Raw genomic sequence first — 22366 nt, 5'->3', positions numbered from 1 at the left:
TTTAATCGGTTTTGTTGGATAATTTTTGTAATTCATCCGAGGCATTAAGTCTATTTTTAATAGCTTCGTCTTTAATAATAAAACCATCTTTTAGAACTATGGTTCTATGACTAAATAAAGCTATATCGGGTTCGTGAGTTACAAATGCAATGGTAATTCCTTGTTCGTTAAGTTCTTGAAATAGTGCCATAACTTCATAGGAGGTTTTGGTATCTAAATTACCGGTAGCTTCGTCTGCAAGTAATATTACTGGGTGATTCACTAAAGCTCTTGCAATAGCTACCCGTTGCTGTTGACCTCCGGATAGTTGGCTGGGAACATGGGTTAACCTACTTTCCAAACCCACTCTCTTCAAAGCTGTTACCGCTCGTTCTCTACGTTCTTTGGAAGACACCGTTGAATTGTACATAAGTGGTAGTTCTGCATTGTCTATGCAGGTGGTTCTTGGCAATAGATTATAAGCCTGAAAGACAAATCCTATTTTTTCATTTCTAATTCTAGCCAACTGATCTTTGGATAAATTTTTAACTCTTACTCCGTCTAATTCATAAGTACCTTCGGAAGGCTGGTCTAAACATCCAAGAATATTTAAAAGGGTAGATTTTCCTGATCCACTGGAACCCATAATGGTTAAAAATTCTCCTTCTTGAACCGTAAGATTTATTCCTTTTAGCGCTTGAACAATCTCTGACCCCATTTTAAATTCTCTTTTTAAATTTTCTATATGTATAATGGGTTTACTCATCTCATGTATTTTTAATTATTTGTAAAGGTTCCTTTTAAACTAAATATTTAAGGAATCAACTATTTTTTCTTACTTGCTCCAGGTCTTTTAGGCATAAAAGGACTGCTTTCTTGTTTGTTTGAAGATGTACCGTCTTGCTTATTTTTCATACTATAAACAACTTCATCGCCTACTTTTAAACCACTTATAACTTCAACATTTATTCCATCGCTTTCGCCAATTTTCACTAATTTTTGTTCTAAAATTCCTTGTTTGTTTCTGATCCACACATATTTATCGTCATCATTACTTTTATTAATGGTACTTATTTTAGTATTTAATTGATGTTCTTTATTGTATATTTCCAAAATTTTAGGATCCATGGTGAAATTTAATGCCTTAGCCGGTAAAGTAATAATATCATTTAATTCTTTTGTATAAATGGTAACAGTTGCGGTTAATCCGGGTTTTAATTTTAAATTGCTGTTATCTGTAACAATAATAACTGTATAGGTTACTACATTAGAGGTTACAGTGGCTCCTAAACGTACTTGATTAACCGTACCGTTAAAAGTAATGGAAGGATAAGCATCAACCGTAAAAGTTACTCTTTGCCCAACTTGTACATTTCCTATATCAGCCTCATCTACATTGGCTTCCACTTGCATTTTTGTAAGATCTTGAGCAATTGTAAATAGAGTAGGAGTGCTCATGGAAGCTGCAACGGTTTGCCCTTCTTCTACTTCTTTAGTGACGATAACTCCGTCTATAGGGGAATAGATGTTCGCATAACCAAGATTGGTTTGTGCCTTTTGCAAAGTTGATTTTGCTTGTTTCACGGACTCTTTTGCATCATTCAATGAAAAACTAGCCGTTTCAAAATCTGCTTTGCTAATCACTTGTGCGTTGTACATATTCTTTTGCCTGTTAAAATTTTGTTGTTGGTAGCTTAGTTGATTCAATGCGGAGGAATAGGTGGCTTGTGCATCGGTTAGAGTTGCTAATAGATTGGTTCTATCAATTTGTGCTATAAGTTGCCCTTTTTTTACTGGACTATTATAATCTACATATATTTTTTCAATTATTCCCGAAACCTGCGTACCTACAGTCACTTCATTTACAGGATTTACAGTTCCTGTGGCTGTTATGGCTTCACTTACATTTCCTTTTTCAACTTTAACAGTTTCTACGGAGAGTGTTGGTTTAGAAGCTGAAAAGAAATATTTATAAATAAAAAATATGGATACAATTGAAATTATTGCAATCACTAATATTTTAATTTTATTTGTCTTCATATTTGTTTTATTGAATTTTAATAGGTTGTCCTTGGTAATATTGAAGTAATTGTTGGTATAAAAGCCCCATATATTTGGTTTGTAAGTACTTTTGTTCGGCGTTTAAATAATTGGTTTGACTAACCAAAAGATCCGTGGTTGTTGATCCACCAAATTCATATTTTTTAATAGATAAGTCGTATGATAATTTGGAGGTATCTCGTAAAGTTTTTGAAGATTTAGATTCTGCTTGATTTGTGGTTGCATTCAGCCATGCCATTTCAATTTTTTGATATAAATCTTTATTCGCCTGAATTTTATTCAATTCACTTTGTTGAATATTGATTTTTGCTAAAGCTACATTGGTTTTGTTTTGAAATTTAGAGAAAATTGGAATATTTAAAGACAAAGATACATTCTGGCTTTTATTCCCGTCTAGTTGCCTACCAAAGTCAATATAATCACGCGTGCTTGAATAACCAGTACTTAAACTTCCAGATAAATTTAGGGTAGGTAAATACCCTGCCTTAGCAATCTCCAAATCCTTTTCATTGATTTGCTTTTCTAAATCGTAAATTTTAGTATCAGGCAATTTATTTACCGCTTGTTCAAAAATAATCTCTTTGTTAGGTATTAAGAAATCTTTAGAGTCTGATAATTCTGGAATTTCAATTTGAAAATCTATTTTTGGATCTAGTTCAAGCAATTGCTTAAGTGCTAATACTTGTTGTGCATACTGGGTTTGTGCTGATACAATATTATATTGATTGGTAGCATTTTGTGCTTCTAAATCAGCCAAATCACTTCTTGACAAAGCTCCGTTTGAAAATTTTATTTGTCCTTGCTTTAAAAGGTCTTCAGTAGACTTCGCTGAATTTTTAGCAATTTCAATAGCTTCTTGGGTGTATAAGGCTTGTACATAAGCTTCAAGTATACTTAAAATAATATTATTTTCTGCTTGTTCTATATACAAACTATTTTGATTAACTAATAATTGATTTTGTTCAATAGTATTGGTAAGTTTATTACCATTGTAAAGAGCTACGCTGGTAGAAATGTTTCCGTTTACAGATTTATAAAATTCATTTTGAAATGATGAGGTGATAGGATCTATACTACTTCCGTTAGTCATACCCCCATTAATATTTGCATTTAGATTGGGTAATCGATTATTTTTGGATTGTTTTAAATTTAAATCAGAAGAGTTTTTACTTAAAATAGCTTTTTTAACCGTAATATTGTTGGCTATTGCATACTCTAAACATTCTTCTAAACTCCAAACAACCCTTCTATTTAAATTATTTTGAGATTTTATATTTATTAATGATAATAAATAAATGGTTACAAGTAATAACAATTGTTTATTTAACGTCATTGTTAATTCATATTTTTTATTCTCCAACAAATGTAATCCTAATCCTAAAGAAATTATTTACAAATCGACTTGAATGAATTATTACTATATAAAAAGCTATTTTTTAAGGATAATTAAATTACTTTTGCATACGTCTGTATTAGTTAATCTATATAAAATGATGAATTACTATATAAATCTTTCATTTAATAATTTATCTAAAAATTAATTTCTTCATAATTTATCTATGATATTAGTTACCGGTGGAACGGGTTTATTAGGAACATATGTAGTTTTAAAACTAGCAAAAGAAAATCAGAATCTAAAGGTTTTGATTAGAGATGAAAATTTAAAAGAAAATATTTTATATATATTCAAAATTTATGAACCGATTAATTATCAAGAATTATTTAATTCAATCCATTGGGTCAAAGGAGATATTCTTGATATATATTCACTGGAACCAGCCCTGGAAGGTGTTACAAAAATATATCATATTGCAGGAAAAATCTCTTTTCAAGAAAAAGATAAAAAAGAATTATACAAAGTTAATGTTGAAGGTACAAGAAACTTAGTAAATCTTTCCATTGAAAAAAATATAAATAAATTCTGTTATATAAGCTCTATAGCAACACTAGACCCAGAGATTGATCAAAATGATATCTATGAAAATTCTGAATGGAATTTTAAAACCTATCATTCTTCCTATGCATGTTCTAAATTTGCTGCAGAAATGGAAGTTTGGAGAGGTTCACAAGAGGGGTTAAATGTTATAATTATTTGTCCAGGAGTCATCTTGGGATCTGGAAATTGGAATCGTAGCAGCGGAATGCTTTTTGACATGGCAATTTCCAATAAAGTTTATAGTACCAAAGGTTTAACTGGATTTGTTGATGCAGAAGATGTAGCTAATATAATTGTGAAGCTAATGGAAAGTGACGTAATTAACGAAAAGTATATAGTTGTTTCTGAGAATGCTTCTTACAAACAAGTTTTTTCAATTTTAAGAAGACACATAAATCAGTCAGAACCAATTGTGATTTCTAATTTTCTGATCAAATCACTAGCCTTACTTACCAAAGTTTTACCTACACAAAAAAAATTAAGTAGATCTGTGGTAAATGCTTTGATTAACACTACGACTTATTCTAATCAAAAAATAATTTCTAAAATTAACTATAAATTTAAATCTTTAGAAGACTCTTTACTATTTCATTTTAATAATTTTATTAAGCATAAGAATTTATGAAAATAACTGAAAAAGAATTTATTTCCGAGGATAATTATACACTGATTGAAAAAGGAGAAGTCAGCCACAAGTGTCCTTCCAATATAGCGTTGGTAAAATATTGGGGAAAATATGAGAACCAAATCCCTGCAAATCCTTCATTAAGTTATACATTAACAGATAGTTTTACTGAAACAAAGATAGAATTTAATAAATCTGATAAATTTAAGGTTGAGGTATACTTGGATGGAAGGTTCCAAGAAAGTTTTACTGAAAAAATTAAAAAATATTTTCTATCACTTAAAAAGTATTTACTTTTTATTGATCAATATCATTATAAAATTTATACTGAAAATAATTTCCCGCATAGTAGTGGTATAGCCTCTTCTGCTTCCGGGTTCGGAGCATTGGCTAAATGCTTGATGGAAATGAGTAAAATATTAAGTGATGATAAACTATCTGAAGAATTTAAATTAAAAAAAACATCATTTATAGCCAGACTAGGTTCTGGTAGCGCTTGTAGATCATTATATAATGGCTTGGTTCTATGGGGTGAACATCCGGATATTATTGAAAGCTCAAATTTATATGCAGTTCCTTATCCTTTAGAAATTAATTCAGTGTTTGAAACTTTTATAGATACAGTTTTACTTTTGGATGAAGGGGTTAAAGAAGTAAGTAGTTCTGTAGGGCATCAATTAATGAATGAACACCCCTATGCATCTGTACGCTTTAACGAAGCTACTAAAAATATAACTAAATTAATTTCAATATTGAAAGAAGGAGATTTAGAATCTTTTGGGTACATAGTTGAGAATGAATCACTTAGTTTACATTCAATGATGATGACTTCTAAACCTTCATTTATATTATTAAAACCATCAACACTTTTGGTTATTGATAAAATTTGGAAATTTCGAAAAAATTGTAAAGCGCATCTTTATTTTAGTATAGATGCCGGTGCTAACATCCATTTATTATATCCTGAAAAAGATAAAGGAATAGTTTCAAGTTTTATTCAAAATGACTTAATTAAATTTACAGAAAATGGTAATTTGATAACCAATCAAATATCTTTTTTAAATTAAGTATATAATTTATATATATAAAAGATAAAAAAATTGAAAAAACTTGTACATAAGAAACAAAACCTTATCTTTGTGTCACGCAACATGTAGAACCTTATATAAAAATAAATTGTCATGAACAAATCAGAATTAATTGATGCAATTGCAGCTGATGCTGGTCTATCAAAAGCAGATGCAAAAAAAGCATTAGATGCTTTTACTTCTAATGTAACAAAAACTTTAAGCAAAGGTGATAAAATATCTTTAATTGGATTTGGTACTTTTTCTGTTACTGAAAGAAGTGCTAGAGAAGGAATCAATCCTCAGACTAAAGAAAAAATAAAAATAGCTGCTAAAAAGGTTGCTAAATTTAAGCCAGGTGCTGAATTATCTGATGCAGTAAACTAAGACATCGATAGAAATATAAAAAAAGCTATTACAAATTTTGTAATAGCTTTTTTATTTTTAGAATACTATACATTTTCTTAAATTTGATTTAAAATAAATGAAAATATGATTCAAAAGATCATAATTTTTTTGTTAGTATCATTAACCCTTATAAATTGTAAAACTTTGGAAACAATTGACAATCAAACGTACGATCATCTTGAAAATGGACTATATGCCAATATAAAAACCAATCAAGGTAATATATTAGTAAAATTCTTTGATAAAGAATCTCCGGTTACTGTTGCAAACTTTATTGGTTTAGCAGAAGGAAATATTCCTAATAGTGCTAAGAAGAATGGAGAACCTTTTTATGATGGAATTATTTTTCATCGTGTTATTAAAGACTTTATGATTCAAACCGGAGATCCAGAAGGAACTGGTATGGGAGGACCTGGATATAGATTTGAAGATGAAAAAAACAATTTAAAACATTCTGGTGGTGGAATATTGTCAATGGCTAACTCTGGTCCTAATACCAATGGAAGCCAATTTTTTATCACTGAAGTTCCAACTCCTTGGTTAGATGGAAAACATACTATTTTTGCTGAGGTAATTAAAGGTATTGATGTAGTTAATACAATAGCAGCTGCTAAAACTGGGGCACAAGATAGACCTTTAGAATCTATTATAATTGAAAAGGTTAGTATACTTAAAAAAGGGGATGAATATAAAAACTACGATGCTGCTAAGTTCTTTGAAGAAAATAAAGATTTAATTTCTGAGAGAAATAAAAAATTTATAGATGAAAAAGAAAAAGAAAGTACCTTAAAATTAGAACAATTAAAATCAGAAATGATCCAAACCCCCTCAGGACTTTATTATAAAATTTCTCATGAGGGCTCAGGTTCTATGGCTAAAGTGGGGGATAAAGTATCTGTACATTACGAAGGATCATTATTAAACGGAAATATATTTGATTCTTCTTTCGCTAGGAATGAACCAATAGATTTTCCTTTAGGAAAAGGCATGGTTATACAAGGATGGGAGGAAGGTATTTCTTTATTAAAAGAAGGTTCAAGAGCAACTCTTTTAATTCCGCCAGCTTTAGGTTATGGCTCTCAAGGTGCTGGAGGAGTGATTCCGCCTAATGCTTGGCTATTATTTGAAGTTGAACTTGTTAAAGTAAATAACTAGTTTTTAGAAAATAAAAAAGTATTTCCAATATAATTTGGAGATACTTTTTTTAATTAAATATTATTCAGCCCTTAATGCTTCAATAGGTTTTATTCTTACAGCTTGTTGTGCCGGTATCAGTCCAATAGATAATCCTAAACTAACCATTAAGCTAAGTGCTGCAAGAACATTCCACATACTTAAGGAAGGATTATAAAACGGGATATTCGGATTGTTTACGATCATTTGATTAATAAAGAATAAAAAAAGTATTCCTCCTATAAAACCTATTAAACCAGAAAAAATTGTTAAAAAAACACTTTCCATCAAAATTTGGTATCTAATTTCTTTAGGTTTCGCACCAAGAGCTCTTTTTATTCCTATTTCTAAAGTTCTTTCTTTAACTGTTATTAGTAAAATATTAGAAATGGCTATTACCCCAGCCAAAATTGTTAGTCCCCCCACTATCCATGTAAGTAGTTGCATACCTTCCAAAAATCTAACTAATTTTTTATAACCCTCTGCAAAATTAAACCCGGCAAAAGCTTTTTCATCCGTGGGTGAAACTTTATGTCTTTGTTTCAAAATATTTTTTATTTTTATTTCAGCTTTTTTTACATCATATTGAGGCTTTATAACTATAACCATCCATCCAATTTTATTACCTCTATTGTAAATTTGTTGATATGTGTTAAAGGGTATAAATAATTGATTATCGCTGGTGTTACTTCCATTAGGGTTTTTATAAACTCCAATAACTTTAAAATACGTATTATTAATTTTAATATATTCACCTATTGGATTTTCATTTTTAGAAAAAAATTGCTCTGCGATCTCTTTTCCTATAACGACTACTTTTCTGTTATGATTAATATCTTCTTCGTTTAATAACCGACCACGAATAATTTCTTTTTTTACCAACTGATTAGCAATGGGGTAATCACCAAATACACTATATCTTTTCGTAATTTTATGCCTGTTTATAATTCCTTGTTCAGAAGAGGCTACACTTCTGGGGGCTATAGTTTCAATTTCTTCTACTTCAGTTTTTAAATAATTTATATCTTCTAAATTTAAATCAATAGGTCGATACTTAGGTAATCCATGATAAGGTTCACTAGTAGATTCGCCCCAGAGAAATATACTATTGGTTGCAAAACCATCAAATATTTTATTAAATCCATTTTCAACTCCTTTTGCTGCTCCTAATAGAAAAACATACAAAAACATTCCCCATGCAACTCCAATCATCGTTAAAATTGTTCTAAGCTTATTCTTACTAAGCGTATAATAAATTTCACTCCAAATTTCTCTATTTAAAATAAGCATGATTATTAAGTTTATGTATTAATCTTTTAATGCTTCCACAGGTTTTATCTTTGCTGCATTTCTAGCTGGTATAAATCCAGCAATGGCTCCAAATATTACAAGAGCTAAAGTGGCATATAAAATTAACTTCCAACTAACAGAAGGGTTAATAATTAAAATTTCAACATAACGATCTTTAATAAGATTCAAAACTAATATACCTACTAAAGCTCCGAAAATCCCTGAAATTAAAGTTATAAATATGGATTCTTGCAAAATCAAACCAATAATATTCCAAGGATGTGCACCAAGTGCTTTTCTAACACCAATTTCTTTGGTTCGTTCTTTAACAATAAAAACCATTATATTACTAATTCCAATAATTCCAGCCATTATGGTTCCAAAACCTATAAACAATACTAGAAAGGATATAACATTGAAAAAAGCGAGAGGTTTTTCCATATTTTCTGCTTTATTTCTTACAATCAAACCGTTATTATCCTCCTTAGAAATCTTTAGTTTTGTTTTTAAAGTTGTTTTAATGTTCTCTCCAAGCTCAATAGCTTTAGTAGGTGATATGTTATCGTTATAGACAACATCAATTTGATTAATAATATCTGTATTTGATTTTTGGTTTTGATGCGTTCGAATGGGTATATATATAATTCTTTCATAATTATCCCCATCCTTATTGTTGAAAACACCTATGACTTTATAATTTGTATTTCCAATATTTATATATTTACCTAGAGGATTTTCATTTTTAAATAAATCTTTTTGCACTAGGCGACCAATAACAGCAAATTTAGACTCGTTCTGTAAATCGTAATTGTTTAAATACCTACCGGAAGTAATGATAATTTTTTCAATATATTTTTTTTCAGGATAAGTGGCAATAATAGAATAATTTCCGGACTCATTTTTGTAAAAAACATTTTCTGAGCTTGACGAAGTTGATGTTTTATATTTTAATTGATTGGAATAATTCTTATTAATTAAATCTAAATCTTCATTTTTTAAAATAATGGTTCTATATTCTTGTAAACCGGCATAAGCCCTTGAAGTAATTCCTGGAATATAACTAATTAGATTTGGGGAGTCTAGTATAAATTGAAGTGAAAATCCATTTTTTAAACCATTACCAATTCCAGAAAGTAATATAAATATAAACAATCCTAAAGATATGGTTAATCCAGATAAAAAGGTTCTTAATTTGTTTTGCTTAATTGAATAAAAGATTTCATGCCAACGATCTAGATTAAACATAGTATTAATTGTTATTAAAGTTTTATTTGATCTATGATTTCATCTTTTTCAATAATTCCATCTTTTAAATGTACAATTCTTTTACACTGTGCTGCTACTTCTGGTTCATGAGTAACTATTAATATGGTTTTACCTTCCATATTTATTTCTTGAAAAAACTTCATTACCTCGTAAGTAGTTTTACTATCTAAAGCTCCAGTAGGTTCGTCTGCTAGAATAACTTTAGGATGAGTAACTAGAGCTCTTGCAATTGCTACTCTTTGTTTTTGTCCCCCAGAAAGTTCATTGGGCATGTGAGTAGCTCTGTCGTATAAGCCCACTCTTTTTAAATAATCTAAAGCTATTGAATTTCTTTGAGATCTCTTAACCCCTTGGTAATATAAGGGCAAAGCAACATTTTCCATGGCATTCTTGAAGTTAATTAAATTAAAGGATTGAAAAACAAATCCTAAGAATTTATTTCTATAATCTGCTGCCTTAGATTCGCTTAAATGATTATCAATCTTAACTTGATTCAAAAAATACTCTCCTTCATCAGCATAATCTAATATTCCTAGAATGTTGAGCAGGGTTGATTTACCTGATCCTGATGAACCCATGATAGCAACCATCTCACTTTCTTTTATTTCTAGATTAATACCTTTTAATACATGCAAATTATTATTCCCAGTGTTATAATATTTATGCACATTTTTTAATGAAATTAGATTCATTTTAAATATAACTATAGTATTGCTTTATAAATAAGTAGCAATATTTTTAAAATTGTTACTTATTTATAAAACTTATATAGAATATTTGAATTTGAAGAATTTTGTAATTTTATAAACTATTAACTTCTACTGAGTTATTAATTTTTTTAATTAATCCTTGTAAAACTTTTCCTGGTCCAGTTTCTTTAAATGTTAAACAACCATCCAAAATCATTTGATTTACAAGTTTTGTCCAATTTACTGGAGAGGTAAGCTGTTGAATTAAATTTTCTTTAATTTCTTCAACTTTTGTAACAGAAGTATTGGTTGTATTTTGATATATGGGTATAGTAGGGGATGAAAAAGTGGTATTATTTATGGCTTTTTCTAATTGGTCTTGAGCGGGTTTCATTAAGGGGGAATGAAATGCACCTCCCACAGGAATCACTAAAGCTCTTTTAGCTCCAGCTTCTTTTAATTTTTCACAAGCCTCTTGAACGGCTTCCACATGTCCTGAAATTACTAATTGCCCGGGGCAATTGTAATTGGCTGGCACTACTATATAATCAGGCTTAGAAATTTCTTTACAAATATCTTCTACAACTTGGTCAGATAGACCTAATATTGCTGCCATGGTAGAAGGATTTTTTTCACAAGCTTCTTGCATAGCTAAGGCTCTTTGATAAACTAGTTTTAAACCATTTTCAAAGGTTAGTACACCATTGTTTACTAATGCTGAAAATTCTCCTAAAGAGTGTCCAGCAACCATATTAATATTCGAATTATTGATTGTTTTAGAAATAGCTACAGAATAAATAAAGATCGCTGGCTGTGTAACATTCGTTTGAACCAGTTGTTCCTTTGTTCCATGAAACATGATATCTAAAATATCAAAACCTAATATTTCATTGGCAGAATCCATCAATTTTTTAATGTCCGAGCTACTATCATAGATATCTTTACCCATCCCGGGAAACTGAGATCCCTGTCCAGGAAATACTAATGAATTCATAAATTTTATATATTTTTTATTACATTAATTTTATAATTCTAACTCCTTGATTTGTCCAAGCTCCACTCTTTTTAACTCTATTAAAATAATATTTATTACTTAATTGCTTTCGTTCTATTTTCATGGAATGATCGGCTAGATTACCTTTAGAATCTATACGGTTTAATATATCATAAGTTACATCAAAACCTGAAACAGAATATTTATTTAAAGATTCACAGAATTTCTTTTTGTAAGAATTGAGTGTTTTTTCTTCATTAAATCCATTTTCATTTACGTAATTAGTATCCGAATATAAAAGCCCCATCTGTAGTAGTTGGTTTGAATATTTAGGTAAATCAAATAGATAGGAATAATTTAATGAAATAGGAAATACATTGCTTTGGTTCAGTTCTAATAATTGGTCTAAATACTGTTGAGTAAGACTTTCTTTATCAGAAATTAATACCGCATAAATATCTTCCGTTTCATCCGTAACTAAATTTTGCTCAGTTTTAATCTCTTGTGCATTTTGCGTTAATATAACTTCTGCATTATTTTTTCTACTTAAAATAAGAGATTGTAAATATAAGGCATTTTGATAATTGTTTTCATCGTATAAGATGTAGGTTTTTTCTCCATCATACTTTTTAAGAAGCTCATCCGCCAATTTTTCAATTAATGTTTGCTCTTTAGTGTTATACATAACAATATTAGAATAGTCATCCAACTCATCACTAGATGTAAATGGGGAAATTATAGGTATATTTTTATTAATTTTTGCTACGTTAATTAAATCAGATTTAAATAAAGGCCCTATAATTAAATTTGTAGTTGAGAAATCGTAAGAATTTATCATATCAACAAAATTAGTTCCATCACTATTGTCAATTAAACTTAAGTTAAATCTCTTTCCATTGTTTGATAAAGAATCAAGGGCTAATTTAGCTCCTGAATAAAAATCCAATGCTAATTCTTTTTCCTTATTCGATTTAGATTGAAAAGGAAGAATCATAACAACATTAATAGCATCTTTAGAATAGTAATCTGAGGGTAAACTAGTATTTTTCGATTCATTTAATATTGTATCTGACTTGATAACTTTTCTTTCTTTAAGTTTTGAGTTTTTATTAGGTAATTTTAAAACCTCTCCAATTTTAGGTCCATGAATGTCCATGGTAGGATTAAGTTTTTGAATTGTTTCAATAGACACATTATATTTCTTACTTAATGAATATAATGTTTCTTTAGGTTCTATAGTTATATAAATATAATTTGGCTCATTTAAATTTTGTCTAACAATATTATCTATGATATCATCTTTAGAAATGTTTTCACTGTTGGTTTTATTTCCCTTAGATGAACCAATTTCTGAAATTTTATTATTAGAATTTTCCTCTAATTCAACATTCTTTGAATTAGAAACTTTATTAGACGTATTATTTTCAGGAATGGAGAGCTTTTCACCTATTTGGGGTGTTCTCTCCAAAAGTTTAGGATTTTCTCTTTTTAAATCTTCAATAGAAATATTGTATTTTTTACTAATACCATAAAGAGTTTCTTTTGCTTCTACTATGTGTTGTTTTTTTTGTCCAAAAATAAAAGCGTTAAATAATAATAATATAGATAGTAAAATAAAAAATTTTTTCATTTTAGTTAATATAATTTGTACAAATGTAAATAAATTATTTATCAATATTTACTATTGAAATTACAGATTCAAATTCATTAATATTTGAATATATAAGATCAAAAAAATCAGTTCCCATATTGGCGTAATACTCTGAAAAATTTATAATTCTTTCTTGCCACTGGTTGTATGGAAAAATTTCCATATACAATTTTTCAAAGTTTGATATATATTCATTGTATTTTAACCGCTCAGCTTTATGAAATCGTTCATTTATCTTATTTAAACCATTCAATTGTTTTTTTTGTTGGGCTAGAATCATATCTCTCCAGGTAGAATCTGTATTTATTGATTCATGAATAAGATCATTAAAAATATTTTTAAGTTGATTTTCATATTTTTTTAAATCAAATTTATTAGTGGAGAGCTGATTCACCAAAGAATCTATAATTTTCTTTTTTGATTCAAAAATATTAATTCCTTTCCAATCAAGCTTTTGCATTTTTTTCTCCTGAATACTATTTAACAATAGAACTGAATTACGTGGGATAAGAATAGGATAGATTAAATTTTGTTCATCAAAATATTTTTTTAATTCCAACCAATAGGCAATTTCCGCATTTCCACCTATATATGCTACATTGGGCAATATAACTTCCTGATAAACAGGTCTTAATAAGGCATTGGGACTGAATTTCTCCGGAAATAAATCTAACTCTTTTACAATTTCATCTGAACTAAAAGTTTTTTTAGTATCTACAATTTTATATTTATTACCTACAGGTTCAATTCTTTTTCTTTCTTGATTGTCTCTATAAAAGAAATTTATATTTCTAGGATTAACTTGTATCTTATAATTATCTTTTAATAAATTAATTGTTTTCGAAATTTCATGAAATGACTTTTGATATTTTATATCATCTTTGATGAATGGAACAAAAAGCTTTTTTAAATTTCTACTATTTCCATCAATAAATAGTAAACCATAATCTTTAAATAACCTATGCACAAATTTCTGAGTAGCTTCTGCAAGATTTTCTGATGTAAAATAAGAATTTTCAATAATTTCTCTAAGTTGTCTTCCCTTTGGAAAATATTTTAATTTTTCATGAAAAGGATGTAGAACATCTTCTAAGCTTGTAGTTGGTATTTCTCCTACATAATCTTTAAATTGATCCTTCCATTCTATTTTTTTATTATTAAAATAAAAATGATTAATTTCCTCAAAGTCATGATCTTCCGTAGCCATCCAAAACATCGGAACAAAATAAATTTCTTTTTGATTTTTATTCATAAAATCACATAATTTAATTACGTGTAATATTTTATAAATAAAAAATAAAGGTCCAGACATTAAATTTAATTGGTGACCGGTAGTAATCGTTACCGTATTTTTTAAAGAAAGTTTCTCTAAATTTAATTTTTGCTTATCAGATAAATGTATTTTACTCAGCTGTTCACTGAGTTCATAAACTAGAGTTTCTCTATGGAGATAATTATTTATTTTTTCTTTGGACTGATTTATTAAATTTTGATAATTAAAATCTTGATGATAAAAAGATCTTACAAATGATTCTTTATTTAAATAATCCTTTACAAGTTTATTAATAGAAGGAATCTCTGAAATATTAATTTGATTTTCCATTAATTTCAAATTTACGATAAAATTAATTTGTATTAATTTAAAGATTTAGAAAATCATTACCTAATAATATTTTATTTAGCCAGCTTCTGTAGTATTAGAATCATTATTTAGATCTTCGATAATTTTAAGTTGTATGGATTCAACAGAATTTCTATACATCTTTAAAATTTTACCTTTATATTCATCTAAATCAATAATATCATTTACTTTAAGTTCCCTTTCATTGTATTTTTCCGAAATATATCCAGCTAATGTTTCATAGTGTTCATTTTCTTCAAAAGGGTAGGGAATGAATTTATTTATATCCGATATTTTATTGTGAGAATTTACAATATAAATATCTTTAGAAACATTAACAACTATAGGTTCTTCATTGTCGTACTCATCTTGAATTTCACCCACTAGTTCTTCCAATATATCTTCTAGGGTTACTAAACCGGAGAATTCTCCCAATTCATTGGTTACAATGGCTAATTGTGAGTGTTTTTGCTGAAAAGTTTTTAATACATTTTTTATTAATGCTGTCTCACTAACGAATAAAGGTATTCGTAAAATTTCTTTAATTTTTAGATTCTTTTGATAGCTAGTATAAGCTTTAAACAAATCTTTTGTATATAAAATTCCTTTGATATTTTCAATAGAATGCTCATAAACCGGATATCTTGAATAGCCTTCAGCTAAGGTATATTTTATAATTTCTTCAATAGGAGAATCTATATTTATGGCAGAAACATTTTTTTTAGGCATCATTATATAACCCACTCTTCGATTATCAAAATCAAAAACATTTTGTATTAATTCCCTTTCTGTTTCTTTGATAGCTCCACCTTCTTGACTTTCAGAGATAATCATTTTTAATTCTTCCTCTGTATGAATGTCTGAACCGTGAATAGGTCTGATTCCAAAAATTTTTAAAATTATACTAGCTAAACCATTCATAATAAAAATTACGGGTTTAAAAACGGCATAAAAAAGTTTTAAAGGCCATGCAACTGCAAAGGTTGTTTTAGTTGGAAATTGAATGGCTAATGATTTAGGCGCAAGCTCTCCGAATACTATGTGTAACATAGTAATAATAATAAAGGCTATAGGAAAAGAAATTTTACGAGCTATTTCTGCGTATTCATTACCTATAAACCCAATAAAAGTAAAGGTTTTATAAATGACTGGAGTTAAAGAACTTTCACCTACCCATCCCAATCCTAATGAGGCTAGCGTAATGCCAAGTTGTGTTGCTGCCAAATAGGAATCTAAATTATTGACAATTGTTTTAGCTGCTTTTGCTTTTCTTGGACTCTGGCTAGATTCAACTACTATCTGAGAAGATCTAACTTTTACAATTGCAAATTCTGCTGCAACAAAAAAACCATTTAAAAGTACTAAGAATATGGTTAAGAATAGTTTAGGTAGTGAAATAGTATCAGTTACATTAAGTACAGTAAACAATATACTCAGGGGTAAATCATCCATAAAAATTTTAATTATATAAAACTAGTGCAAATTTATTAATTCAAAACAATTTATTCTAAATATTGTAAAAAAAATCTAATTTTTTATTTGATCAAATAAGTGTTCAACATAAAAATTATATTAAAAAATTATTTATACAGTCATTGAAAATAATTGAGTTTGAGGAAGTTTTCTCATCATCCTCAAATCAAAAGCCATACATATATTACGAATGTAGGGTCTGCCTTTTTCATTAACCTTTATTGAATTTGAAGTTAAGGATATCAATTTATCTTGCTCAAATTCCTGCAATCGTTCAAAAATATCTGGATGATGATGAATTAAATCCTCCGCGTCCCAATGAGTTTCAAGCAAACACATTAAATTTAGTATATGTTTACGAATGCTTAAATCTTCCTCATTTAATATATGTCCTTTAAAAACGGGTAATTCTTGATTATTAATTTTATCGTAATATTCCTCAAGAGTTTTTACATTTTGGGCAAAAGAATACCAACTGTCAGAAATTGACGAAACTCCTAAACCAATCATAACTTGGGTTGAGGATGAAGTATATCCCATAAAGTTTCTATGAATATTTTTATCCATCATCGACTGGTATAAGGAATCAGTCTTTAAAGAAAAGTGGTCCATTCCTATTTCAAAATATCCCATCTCTTCTAATTTTTCTTTACCTTTCTTATATAGCTCCCTTTTTTCCTCACCACTAGGCAAATCTTCGTCTTTAAAACCTCTTTGTCCCACACCTTTTACCCAAGGAACATGAGCATAGGAATAAAAAGCAATTCTATCCGGATGAAGCTGTTTAGTTATTTCAATGGTATTTAAAACTTTAGATAAATTTTGAAATGGAAGTCCAAAAACTAAATCATGACTAATACTTTCGTATCCAATATTTCTTGCCCATTCGGTTACCTTTTTTACATTTTCTAAAGGTTGAAATCTATGTATAGCTTTTTGTACTTCCGTATCATAATCTTGAACCCCAAAGCTCACACGTCTAAATCCTAAATCATACAAAGTTTGTAAATGTTCTTGACTTGTGTTGTTAGGATGTCCTTCAAAACTAAATTCTTTATTGGGGTGTATAATTGAACTCGACAAAATAGTATTTAGTAAATAGTACAAATTTTTAGGAGAAAAAAAAGAAGGGGTACCTCCTCCTAAATGTATTTCTCTTATTACAGGTTTTTCTGGAAGTATGGAAAGATATAACTTCCATTCTTTTATTAAAGCCTGAATATAAGGAAGCTCAACATTGTGCTGTTTAGTAATTCGCTTATTACAAGCACAAAAGGTACATAAGCTTTCACAAAATGGTAGATGAATATATAAGCTAATACCTTCTTTTTTATTACTTTCAATAAAAGATTTTTGTAATGAATCTATCCATTTATTTTGTGTAAAAGTATCCAAATCCCAATAAGGAACAGTAGGATAGCTTGTATATCTGGGGCCTGGAACGTTATATTTTTGAATCAAGTTGTTTTGCATCATCGCAAAGTTATTTAATTATAATATTTATTACCATTTTAGTATGTTTCAAGTAAAACTTTTTTTATACTTAGCTAAGAATATTTACAATACAAATATTTATAAATGAATAACTTTAAAATTTTATGGTTAATACGAAACTTATAATATAGCTTTTCTAATTTTAACTAATTTTCCTAATAAATCTTCCAATAAATTAATATTTAGCATATTAGCTCCATCGGAAAGCGCCTTGGAGGGTTGCGGATGGGTTTCAATAAAAATACCATCAGCACCTACAGCAATTCCCGCTTTGGCTATGGTTTCAATCATATCCGGACGTCCTCCGGTTACTCCTGAAGTTTGATTGGGTTGCTGTAATGAGTGGGTAACATCTAATATAACGGGTGCATATTGTTTCATGGTTGGAATACCACGGTAATCCACAATTAAATCATGATAACCAAATGAAGAACCTCTGTCTATAATGGCATAATTTTCATTTCCAGAATCTTTGATTTTTTGAGCTGCAAATTGCATAGCTTCGGGAGAAAGAAATTGACCTTTTTTTAATGTTATATATTTACCTGTTTTAGCTGCTGCAACTAATAAATCGGTTTGTCTGATTAAAAAGGCAGGTATCTGTAAAACATCTACATACTTTGCAGCTAAAGCAGCATGTTCATTTTCGTGAATATCTGTAGTTGTAGGAATATTATAGGTTTCTCCAACTTTTTTTAAAATCTCTAAAGATTTTTCTTCCCCAATGCTGGTAAAGCTATCAACACGTGATCGATTTGCTTTCTTAAACGAACCTTTAAAAATGTAAGGAATCCCTAGTTTATCTGTGATTTCAATAACTTTACCCGCAATATCTAGAGCCATTTGCTCTCCTTCAATAATACAAGGACCTGCTATTAATACAAAATTGTTTTTATCGGTATTTTTAATTTTTGGTATGTGATATAAACTATTTTTCATTTAGTAATTTTTAACAAATTTACCAATTAATATGATGTTCAATACAATTCAGTGAAAATAATACGTGAATTTCAACCTTATATACTAGTATAAGAAATAATCAGACCATCTACTTAAAAATTTCAAGAAAAAATTAACTACGTATTAAGATTGCGTAAATCTGTTCTAGGTTTGCATCATAATAATAAAGTTATGTTTATCAAAATTAAAAGTGAAAATGAATATCTGCTAGATATTCTTTATAAAAATCCACAAACAGATTTAGGTTTATATTTTAAACCCCTTAAAAAGGGCATTATTGTGGGCAATGTAGTCAATTCAAACGAATACGAAATTATATTTCAGGATTCTAAATACAGCTATTTGCCAGAAAGCAGTAATCAAATAGATTTTCAAAGTTATTGTAGTCCACTCGTAATTTTAGATATTTCTAAAGAATTATTTTCTCATCTTCTAAAAGAAAAAAACGAATATAAAAATAAATCCATCCATTGGTTAAATATATCGCAAGGGGAAGCAGATGTTAAGGAATGCACTATAGAAATCCCAACTTTCTTTATTGATTCCAATTGGTATAAAAATGATGAATTTCTACTGTCCAGATATTTTACAGGTGTAGAAATATCACATAAAAGCGGAAAAATATTTAGTTTAAAGATTACAGCGAAATCAGTATTTGAAGCATTAAATTTGCTGAACCTTATTGCCTTGTTTGTTCATATAACCAATAACTATGGCGTATTCACCTATATCACTGATGATTTTGCTGAAAAATATGTACGCATATTAACCAATATTGATGAAGTTCCATATTTCGTATTTTATCTATTTATTAAAAGAGCGGTAAAATCTGAAAAGCAATTTTTAAATTTTAAGCCCATTTTTGAAAATTACTTGAATAAATATCATATTAAAGCTAATCTTACTTGGTATAGTACTCATGCAGATCGTATAAATTTCATTACTTCTCAACTAGATATAAATACACCTATCGTAGATATTGGTTGTGGCGAATTTATCTATTATAAAAGAATGATGAATAAAAATTTTACAGCCTCATATATTGCTATAGATAAAGATGAGAAATTTTCATCGATGGCAGGTAAAATGGCAGAAAGATTTAAAACAGGAAATTTGCATTTTTATACTTCCTTAGATTAAGTTATAATTCAAGAAAAAGTAAATATTCTTCTAACTGAAGTCATTGAACATAATACTTTAAATGAGGCTGAAAAATTAATTAAGCAAGCACTAACATTTAACTTCAATCAAATATTTATTACAACTCCAAATTCTGATTTTAATCCCTATTATTTTGAAAATTTAAAATTTAGGCACGACGATCATAAATTTGAATTAAACTCTAAAGAATTTAAATCTTTTATATACAAATGTCTGGAAGGCAAAATTGGATTAAATGTAGAATTTTTCGGTATAGGAGATCAATTAAACGGAACACAACCAACACAAGCAGCAATAATTACTAAAAATTAAAAAATGATGGAAAAAACGGATGAATTAAGTAAACTAAAAAATCGCATCGATTGGTTTTGTGAAAATAAAGTAAATGCCTTTTCACCCACAATTTCACCCGCACCTAAGTCTATGGAAAGAAATGAAATTGAAAGTCCATACGAAGCTATTCAATATTATTTAAAAAATGGTATTGAAGAACTGATTGTGCAAAAGAAATATATGGGATCTTATTGTGACATTTATTTGCATAAAGATTTAAATAAAACTTATTTTGTTAGTAGAAATGGTTATATTATTGAACATATAGATTTAGATAAGGCTAAACAAGCCTTTAAGGAATTACATTCTCGATTGGATTGGAATGGGATTGAATATATAATTATACAATCTGAATTGATGCCTTGGAGTGTTTTAGGAAAAGGATTAATTGAAAATGAATTTGGGGGCTACTTATATATTCATGAAAATCATTTTGAAGTATTAAAGAACTCTGAAGTTTATAAAAAAATAGAAGCCTTAAAACAATCCTCAGATTATAAAAATTACATCCAATTTAGAAATAACCATTCTTCTAAAGAGATTAAAGAAAAATATCCCGAACATATAGTTAGACAATACAATTCTTTAGAAAATTTTTGGGTGAAAAATTTAGATCATTATAAAAATGCAATTGATATTTATTCTAAACAAATTTCGCATTTTGGAAAAGAGGAAGATATATATTTTAAGCCATTTAATATTCTAAAAATTGTAAAAGAAGACGAATCCGAAATTTTTGTCAACGATAATTTAAGTTATCAGGATGTGAATGACGACTATTTTTTACACATTTCCATAAAAACAGAAAAAGATAAAAAGATAGCAGAAGAAAAAATTTACCACTGGTTCAACGATTTAAGTAATGAAAATGAAGAAGGAATCATTATCAAACCACGTAAAGCATTTATTAAAGGAGTTGCACCTGCATTAAAGGTTAGAAATGATCATTACTTAACCATGATTTACGGTATTAATTTTTTAGAGGATTATCCATACTATTTAAACAAAAGAAAAATTAATAAAAAATTGGAATGTTCTATCAAAGATTGGATGATTAATTGGGATTTATTGAAAGTACCTTATATACAAATTAACAAAGAAAATTACTATTTCAAAAACCTAGTATACGATAGAATTATGGGTGAGAGGGTAGAAGGTACATTGGATCTAAGATTGTAAGTTTATAAATAACACTGAACCAATTTTTTTATAACTTAAATATTATATATTTTTTAACCAATTGGAATATAAAAAATGAAAAAAAATTTAAATATATTGTTACTAGTGGGACCTCCAGGAAGTGGAAAATCCACGTTTGCTAAATACTTTTTAAGAACAGAAGAGAATTGGATGAGAGTAAGTAGAGATGATTTCCGAATGATGAACTTTACTCAAGGAAATCTTTCAGATAAACAAGAAAATTTAATCACCGAAATGGTTGATGCTTCAATCTCGGCTTTATTGAATAAAAACATAAATGTTTTAATAGATGCTACCCATTGCAAAAAAGAATATATAGATAATTATATAAAAAAATACAATTCGCGAGCAGATATATCTTTTAAATTGTTTGATATTGAAAAAAATGAATTGTTAAAACGATGTGAAACACGTTACAAAGAAACTGGTAAATATATACCTGAAAAAGTTTTAAATAAAATGTATTCACAATTTGAAATTTTAAAAAATGAATTTGATTTTTCAATTCGTTCAAAAATTGAAAATCTACCAGTGGAAATCCGCCAACAGAAAGCCGATTTACCCAAAGCTATCATCTGCGATTTAGACGGAACTTTAGCATTGATTCATGGAAGAAATCCGTTTGATGCATCCAAATGCAATGACGATCATTTAAATGAACCCATTGGTAATTTATTAAAGAATTATGCGCAACTGGGGTACAAAATATTACTAGTTTCTGGACGGGAAGATAGATTTAAAGAGCCTACTTTAGAGTTTTTAAATAAATATAAAATTCCATTTAACGAATTATGGATGCGTAAAACTTTGGACAAGAGAAAAGATGCTATTGTTAAAGAGGAAATTTTTGAAACTCATATTAATAATAACTATTATATTGAATTTGTTTTGGACGACAGGAATCAAGTAGTAGATATGTGGAGAAAAAATTTAAAAATTACTTGTTTTCAAGTCAATTATGGAGATTTCTAATTAATTTTTAAAT

Annotated in this window: 19 protein-coding genes; 7 read left to right on the top strand and 12 right to left on the bottom strand. The window is 28.4% G+C overall.

Annotated elements, in window-relative coordinates; all coding sequences use genetic code 11:
* Position 1: 1 nt before the first annotated feature.
* Genes ETU08_RS10495 through ETU08_RS10485 form a run of 3 tightly spaced genes read right to left on the bottom strand, consistent with a single transcriptional unit; the run spans position 2 to position 3373 of the window.
* Entirely contained in the window at positions 2 to 745 is a 744-nt protein-coding gene (locus ETU08_RS10495) for an ABC transporter ATP-binding protein (protein WP_146262977.1), read from the bottom strand.
* 59 nt (positions 746 to 804) lie between these two features.
* Positions 805 to 2019, bottom strand: coding sequence for an efflux RND transporter periplasmic adaptor subunit (locus ETU08_RS10490; protein WP_146262976.1), 1215 nt, complete (start codon positions 2017 to 2019; stop codon positions 805 to 807).
* A 7-nt stretch (positions 2020 to 2026) separates the two neighbouring features.
* Entirely contained in the window at positions 2027 to 3373 is a 1347-nt protein-coding gene (locus tag ETU08_RS10485; RefSeq protein WP_146262975.1) for a TolC family protein, read from the bottom strand.
* Positions 3374 to 3599: 226 nt separating this feature from the next.
* On the opposite strand from ETU08_RS10485, the gene ETU08_RS10480 reads away from it, so the two are divergent.
* The 4 genes from ETU08_RS10480 (at position 3600) to ETU08_RS10465 (ending at position 7231) form a co-directional block, all read left to right on the top strand.
* A complete protein-coding gene (locus ETU08_RS10480; RefSeq protein ID WP_146262974.1) occupies positions 3600 to 4601 on the top strand; it encodes an NAD-dependent epimerase/dehydratase family protein in 1002 nt (333 codons plus the stop codon).
* Positions 4598 to 5668 carry a diphosphomevalonate decarboxylase gene (locus ETU08_RS10475; protein WP_146262973.1) on the top strand — a complete coding sequence of 357 codons (1071 nt, stop codon included), beginning with the start codon at positions 4598 to 4600 and terminating at the stop codon, positions 5666 to 5668. The genes ETU08_RS10480 and ETU08_RS10475 overlap by 4 nt, the downstream gene beginning before the upstream one ends.
* A 114-nt stretch (positions 5669 to 5782) precedes the next feature.
* Positions 5783 to 6055, top strand: a complete 273-nt coding sequence (locus tag ETU08_RS10470) for an HU family DNA-binding protein (protein WP_146262972.1) — start codon at positions 5783 to 5785, stop codon at positions 6053 to 6055.
* A 105-nt stretch (positions 6056 to 6160) separates the two neighbouring features.
* Complete coding sequence (locus ETU08_RS10465; RefSeq protein ID WP_146262971.1) at positions 6161 to 7231, top strand: peptidylprolyl isomerase; 1071 nt, start codon at positions 6161 to 6163, stop codon at positions 7229 to 7231.
* 60 nt (positions 7232 to 7291) lie between these two features.
* On the opposite strand, the gene ETU08_RS10460 is transcribed toward ETU08_RS10465, so the two are convergent.
* The 9 genes from ETU08_RS10460 to kdsA all read right to left on the bottom strand — a co-directional run bounded on the left by ETU08_RS10460 (position 7292) and on the right by kdsA (position 18666).
* The gene (locus tag ETU08_RS10460; protein ID WP_146262970.1) at positions 7292 to 8539 is read right to left on the bottom strand and encodes an ABC transporter permease; all 1248 of its coding nucleotides are present in this window, start codon (positions 8537 to 8539) and stop codon (positions 7292 to 7294) included.
* 18 nt (positions 8540 to 8557) lie between these two features.
* Positions 8558 to 9784 carry an ABC transporter permease gene (locus tag ETU08_RS10455; RefSeq protein WP_146262969.1) on the bottom strand — a complete coding sequence of 409 codons (1227 nt, stop codon included), beginning with the start codon at positions 9782 to 9784 and terminating at the stop codon, positions 8558 to 8560.
* 14 nt (positions 9785 to 9798) lie between these two features.
* Positions 9799 to 10497: an ABC transporter ATP-binding protein gene (locus tag ETU08_RS10450; protein WP_146262968.1), complete on the bottom strand. Its 699-nt coding sequence runs from the start codon at positions 10495 to 10497 to the stop codon at positions 9799 to 9801.
* 109 nt (positions 10498 to 10606) lie between these two features.
* Positions 10607 to 11488 (bottom strand): ACP S-malonyltransferase, encoded by an 882-nt coding sequence (gene fabD, locus ETU08_RS10445; RefSeq protein ID WP_146262967.1) that lies wholly within the window; start codon positions 11486 to 11488, stop codon positions 10607 to 10609.
* 19 nt (positions 11489 to 11507) lie between these two features.
* Positions 11508 to 13118: a LysM peptidoglycan-binding domain-containing protein gene (locus tag ETU08_RS10440; RefSeq protein WP_146262966.1), complete on the bottom strand. Its 1611-nt coding sequence runs from the start codon at positions 13116 to 13118 to the stop codon at positions 11508 to 11510.
* A gap of 34 nt (positions 13119 to 13152) precedes the next feature.
* The gene (gene bshC, locus ETU08_RS10435; RefSeq protein ID WP_146262965.1) at positions 13153 to 14742 is read right to left on the bottom strand and encodes a bacillithiol biosynthesis cysteine-adding enzyme BshC; all 1590 of its coding nucleotides are present in this window, start codon (positions 14740 to 14742) and stop codon (positions 13153 to 13155) included.
* A 75-nt stretch (positions 14743 to 14817) separates the two neighbouring features.
* Complete coding sequence (locus ETU08_RS10430) at positions 14818 to 16212, bottom strand: hemolysin family protein (RefSeq protein WP_146262964.1); 1395 nt, start codon at positions 16210 to 16212, stop codon at positions 14818 to 14820.
* 132 nt (positions 16213 to 16344) lie between these two features.
* Positions 16345 to 17706 carry an oxygen-independent coproporphyrinogen III oxidase gene (hemN, locus tag ETU08_RS10425; protein ID WP_185145321.1) on the bottom strand — a complete coding sequence of 454 codons (1362 nt, stop codon included), beginning with the start codon at positions 17704 to 17706 and terminating at the stop codon, positions 16345 to 16347.
* 141 nt (positions 17707 to 17847) lie between these two features.
* The gene (gene kdsA / locus ETU08_RS10420; protein ID WP_146262962.1) at positions 17848 to 18666 is read right to left on the bottom strand and encodes a 3-deoxy-8-phosphooctulonate synthase; all 819 of its coding nucleotides are present in this window, start codon (positions 18664 to 18666) and stop codon (positions 17848 to 17850) included.
* Between the two features lie 192 nt (positions 18667 to 18858).
* On the opposite strand from kdsA, the gene ETU08_RS10415 reads away from it, so the two are divergent.
* From ETU08_RS10415 to ETU08_RS10405, 3 genes are all read left to right on the top strand, one after another.
* Positions 18859 to 19827, top strand: coding sequence for a hypothetical protein (locus ETU08_RS10415; protein WP_260391089.1), 969 nt, complete (start codon positions 18859 to 18861; stop codon positions 19825 to 19827).
* Between the two features lie 336 nt (positions 19828 to 20163).
* Positions 20164 to 21360, top strand: a complete 1197-nt coding sequence (locus ETU08_RS10410) for a DNA ligase-like domain-containing protein (RefSeq protein WP_260391088.1) — start codon at positions 20164 to 20166, stop codon at positions 21358 to 21360.
* A 75-nt stretch (positions 21361 to 21435) separates the two neighbouring features.
* On the top strand, positions 21436 to 22353 hold the full coding sequence (locus ETU08_RS10405; protein WP_146262961.1) for a phosphatase domain-containing protein: 918 nt from the start codon (positions 21436 to 21438) through the stop codon (positions 22351 to 22353).
* The last annotated feature ends 13 nt before the right edge of the window (positions 22354 to 22366 follow it).

Source organism: Apibacter muscae (genome assembly GCF_007845635.1).
Classification (GTDB): Bacteria; Bacteroidota; Bacteroidia; order Flavobacteriales; family Weeksellaceae; genus Apibacter; species Apibacter muscae.
Note: the sequence above shows the minus strand (reverse complement) of the source record. Positions and strands in the feature narration are given on the sequence as shown.

Bases quoted from the DNA above. Each gene is read 5' to 3' on its own strand.
- ETU08_RS10495 (WP_146262977.1), bottom strand. From the start codon at position 745: ATGAGTAAACCCATTATACATATAGAAAATTTAAAAAGAGAATTTAAA.
- ETU08_RS10490 (WP_146262976.1), bottom strand. From the start codon at position 2,019: ATGAAGACAAATAAAATTAAAATATTAGTGATTGCAATAATTTCAATT.
- ETU08_RS10485 (WP_146262975.1), bottom strand. From the start codon at position 3,373: ATGACGTTAAATAAACAATTGTTATTACTTGTAACCATTTATTTATTA.
- ETU08_RS10480 (WP_146262974.1), top strand. From the start codon at position 3,600: ATGATATTAGTTACCGGTGGAACGGGTTTATTAGGAACATATGTAGTT.
- ETU08_RS10475 (WP_146262973.1), top strand. From the start codon at position 4,598: ATGAAAATAACTGAAAAAGAATTTATTTCCGAGGATAATTATACACTG.
- ETU08_RS10470 (WP_146262972.1), top strand. From the start codon at position 5,783: ATGAACAAATCAGAATTAATTGATGCAATTGCAGCTGATGCTGGTCTA.
- ETU08_RS10465 (WP_146262971.1), top strand. From the start codon at position 6,161: ATGATTCAAAAGATCATAATTTTTTTGTTAGTATCATTAACCCTTATA.
- ETU08_RS10460 (WP_146262970.1), bottom strand. From the start codon at position 8,539: ATGCTTATTTTAAATAGAGAAATTTGGAGTGAAATTTATTATACGCTT.
- ETU08_RS10455 (WP_146262969.1), bottom strand. From the start codon at position 9,784: ATGTTTAATCTAGATCGTTGGCATGAAATCTTTTATTCAATTAAGCAA.
- ETU08_RS10450 (WP_146262968.1), bottom strand. From the start codon at position 10,497: ATGAATCTAATTTCATTAAAAAATGTGCATAAATATTATAACACTGGG.
- fabD (WP_146262967.1), bottom strand. From the start codon at position 11,488: ATGAATTCATTAGTATTTCCTGGACAGGGATCTCAGTTTCCCGGGATG.
- ETU08_RS10440 (WP_146262966.1), bottom strand. From the start codon at position 13,118: ATGAAAAAATTTTTTATTTTACTATCTATATTATTATTATTTAACGCT.
- bshC (WP_146262965.1), bottom strand. From the start codon at position 14,742: ATGGAAAATCAAATTAATATTTCAGAGATTCCTTCTATTAATAAACTT.
- ETU08_RS10430 (WP_146262964.1), bottom strand. From the start codon at position 16,212: ATGGATGATTTACCCCTGAGTATATTGTTTACTGTACTTAATGTAACT.
- hemN (WP_185145321.1), bottom strand. From the start codon at position 17,706: ATGCAAAACAACTTGATTCAAAAATATAACGTTCCAGGCCCCAGATAT.
- kdsA (WP_146262962.1), bottom strand. From the start codon at position 18,666: ATGAAAAATAGTTTATATCACATACCAAAAATTAAAAATACCGATAAA.
- ETU08_RS10415 (WP_260391089.1), top strand. From the start codon at position 18,859: ATGTTTATCAAAATTAAAAGTGAAAATGAATATCTGCTAGATATTCTT.
- ETU08_RS10410 (WP_260391088.1), top strand. From the start codon at position 20,164: ATGATGGAAAAAACGGATGAATTAAGTAAACTAAAAAATCGCATCGAT.
- ETU08_RS10405 (WP_146262961.1), top strand. From the start codon at position 21,436: ATGAAAAAAAATTTAAATATATTGTTACTAGTGGGACCTCCAGGAAGT.